The following is a 3,314-nucleotide window of genomic DNA, read 5'->3' as shown; positions in this document are numbered from 1 at the left end:
TCCTGGTGCGCCATTTCACGGCCTCGAAATCGCAATGTGACTTTGACTCGATCACCGTGTTTCAGGAAACGTTTGAGGTTACGCATTTTAACCTCGTAGTCTCCAATTTCCGTTCCCGGACGAAACTTTATTTCCTTAACGTGAACCTGCTGCTGCTTTTTCCTGGCGGCATGTTTCTTTTTGCTCTCGGCATAGAGAAACTTGCCATGATCCATAATGCGACACACTGGTGGATCCGCATTAGGTACCATTTCCACAAGGTCTAACTCGGCTTCATACGCCATTTCCAGCGCTTCTTTGGTCGGCATGACACCGACTTGTTCTCCTTCCTTCCCGATCACTCGGACGGATGGTGCAGTAATGTCTTCGTTTAAACGAAGATTTTTATCAGCAGCGATACGTTAATCCTCCAATTTTTGGCGCCCACGACTCGCGATTTCTGTGCGAAGTCCCTCTACAAATGCCGACAAGGGCATACTGCCGAGGTCCTTCCCACCACGTGCTCGTACGGCCACCGTTTGATCTTCCTGTTCCCGGTCTCCAATGACTAATTGGTAAGGAACCTTCTGCAACGTGTGCTCGCGAATTTTAAAGCCGATTTTCTCATTTCTCAAGTCAGATTTGACGCGCAGCCCACTATTTCTCAAGGAATTTTCGATTTCTTCCACATATTCGGCCTGGCGATCGGTAATACTCATTACCACGGCCTGCCACGGGGCCAGCCAGGCGGGAAATGCGCCGGCGTGTTGTTCGATAAGAATCCCGATAAATCGTTCCATAGAGCCTAAAATGGCCCGATGGAGCATGACTGGCACCTGTTTGCTGCCATCTTCTGCCACATAATGGGCATCCAGCCGACCCGGCATGGAAAAATCCACCTGAATGGTACCGCATTGCCAGACCCGACCCAGACAATCCTTGAGCGAGAATTCAATTTTTGGACCATAAAATGCCCCTTCACCGGGCTGTAAATCCCAGTCCAGCTTTTTGGCATTGAGTGCCTGTTCCAGGGCATGCTCGGCCTTGTCCCACACTTCGTCTGATCCCACACGTTTATCGGGGCGGGTGGACAATTTTACGATGATTTCCTCAAAGCCAAAATCTGCATAGACCTGGTACAGCAAATCGATAAACGCCGAGACTTCTTCCTGAATCTGGTCTTCGGTACAGAATATATGGGCATCATCCTGGGTAAAATTCCGCAATCGCATCAACCCATGCAAAGTACCTGACGGTTCATTGCGGTGGCAGGAACCGAATTCCGACATACGTAGCGGAAGATCCCGGTAGCTCTTGAGGCCCTGATTGAAGATCTGGATATGACAGGGGCAGTTCATGGGTTTTACCGCATAGTCGCGGTTCTCAGAATGTGTAGTAAACATTTCCTCGCGGAATTTGTCCCAGTGACCGGATTTTTCCCACAGTACGCGATCCACCATTTGTGGCGTATTTACTTCCTCGTACCCGTTCTGGCGCAGGGTTTCGCGAATGTACTGCTCGATTTCGTTATAGATTGCCCAGCCGTTGTTATGCCAGAAAATCATGCCCGGCGCTTCTTCCTGGGAATGAAACAAATTGAGCTGGCGAGCCAGTTTGCGGTGATCGCGTTTTTCCGCTTCTTCCAGCCGGTGCAGATAGTCTTTCAGATCCTGCTTGTTCGTCCAGGCCGTGCCATAAATCCGTTGCAACATTTCATTGTCGGAGTTGCCACGCCAGTAGGCACCCGCCAGTTTCATTAACTTGAAGGCTTTGATCTTGCCGGTGGATGGCACATGGGGACCACGGCATAAATCGGTAAAGTCGCCCTGTGCATACAATGACAACTGCTCGCCCTGGGGGATGTCTTCGATGATCTGGGCTTTATACTCTTCACCCATATCGCGGAAAAATTTGATGGCATCATCGCGCGGCATGACGGATCGCGAAACTTTGAAGTTCTGTTTCGCTAACTCCTTCATGCGTTTCTCAAGTTTCTTCAGATCTTCGGGTCCAAATTGCTCCTGGTACGAAATATCGTAATAGAAACCGTCCTCGATGACCGGGCCAATAGTAATCTGCGCACTGGGATACAACTCCTTAATGGCTTGCGCCAACAAGTGGGCCGCCGAGTGGCGAATAATTTCCAGGGCTTCGGGATCTTTTTCAGTGACGATACTCAGATTACTGTCGTTTTCGATGACAAACGAAGTATCTACCAACTTTTCATCCACTTTACCCGCAATGGCCGCTTTTGCTAAACCAGGACCGATGGATGCGGCGACGTCGTAAACGGAAACAGCTTGATCAAATTGGCGTTGGGAGCCGTCAGGGAGCGTAACAACAGGCATGGTGTTTTCCTTTTCAGTGGTGATCCATACGAGAGACCACGTGATTTAAATATTAAATAGGTGTTTTTAAATTCGGGTTGAAATTACGATGTAATTTCAGGGGCGTAACTATAGCAAACACGACTCGGGCTGACAATGAGAAAGGATCGGCACTGCAGCGAATCTGATGGATCTTGAGTCGGGCGCATATTATGTAGAGTCGTTAAATCAAAATTGCACTCTTAACCAAAAAAGAAAAACGCCCTCCTGGAATAATCCAACAGAGGGCGTCTTGAATTACAAACTATGACTGTGTAGTAATTTTACAAGCGTGGGCGGTACTCGTCGGGTACTGTGCCACCTGCTGCTCCCGCAGGGATACTCCATGCAAGCATACCGTTACCATTCATAGTTGCTCTAAATACTATAGTGTTGCCTGCTAAATTTGTACTAAGGTTTGGCAATTTTGCTACAGTGCTTGGGTCGTTGCAGCCTGCTACAGGAGCACCGGCGTTTGCATAAAAAGAAACTGTTATATCTGCCGTCGTACCTGCTACATTACCACCGTTTGAGCCATAAGTAACGTTTTGAACAATACCATTGCAGTTATCTACTTCTAGCTGGCTGGTGATACCTGGAATCAACAATGGATTATTTGCTACTGCGCCTCCGGTAGGTAAACTTTGGTTAGTCAACGCAAACTCGGCCAACCCTAATTGCCATGGTCGAACGGCGTTTACAGCCTGGGCTGCTTGCGAGCGAACGGTATATCTTTGATACTGGGGTATTGCCACGGCGGCTAAAATACCAATAATCGCAATAACGATCATCAGCTCGATCAGGGTAAAACCTACTGCATACTTGGCGAATCTTTGCATCTTCATCATTTACTCCTTTATCTCACTCTTTATTACACTAAAGATAAACATCTTAAGTTAGTGGTTTCGTTTGTGATCGACAGCACGGAGTGTGGATGAATTCTTGTGCGCCTTGGATTAAGCATTTTTC

General features: G+C 48.1%; 3 protein-coding genes. All 3 read right to left on the bottom strand.

The features are described from left to right. Window positions 1-341: translation initiation factor IF-3 (gene infC, locus ACWVCM_RS07625; protein ID WP_455201134.1), on the bottom strand; the 341-nt coding region annotated here is incomplete at its 3' end. 60 nt (window positions 342-401) lie between these two features. Beyond that, the gene (thrS, locus tag ACWVCM_RS07620; protein ID WP_455201133.1) at window positions 402-2,327 is read right to left on the bottom strand and encodes a threonine--tRNA ligase; all 1,926 of its coding nucleotides are present in this window, start codon (window positions 2,325-2,327) and stop codon (window positions 402-404) included. A 302-nt stretch (window positions 2,328-2,629) separates the two neighbouring features. Next, window positions 2,630-3,190 carry a pilin gene (locus tag ACWVCM_RS07615; protein ID WP_455201132.1) on the bottom strand — a complete coding sequence of 187 codons (561 nt, stop codon included), beginning with the start codon at window positions 3,188-3,190 and terminating at the stop codon, window positions 2,630-2,632. Window positions 3,191-3,314: the final 124 nt, after the last annotated feature.

The sequence above is a fragment of the Kaarinaea lacus genome, from assembly GCF_975902315.1.
This window is presented reverse-complemented; position numbering and strand designations above follow the sequence as displayed.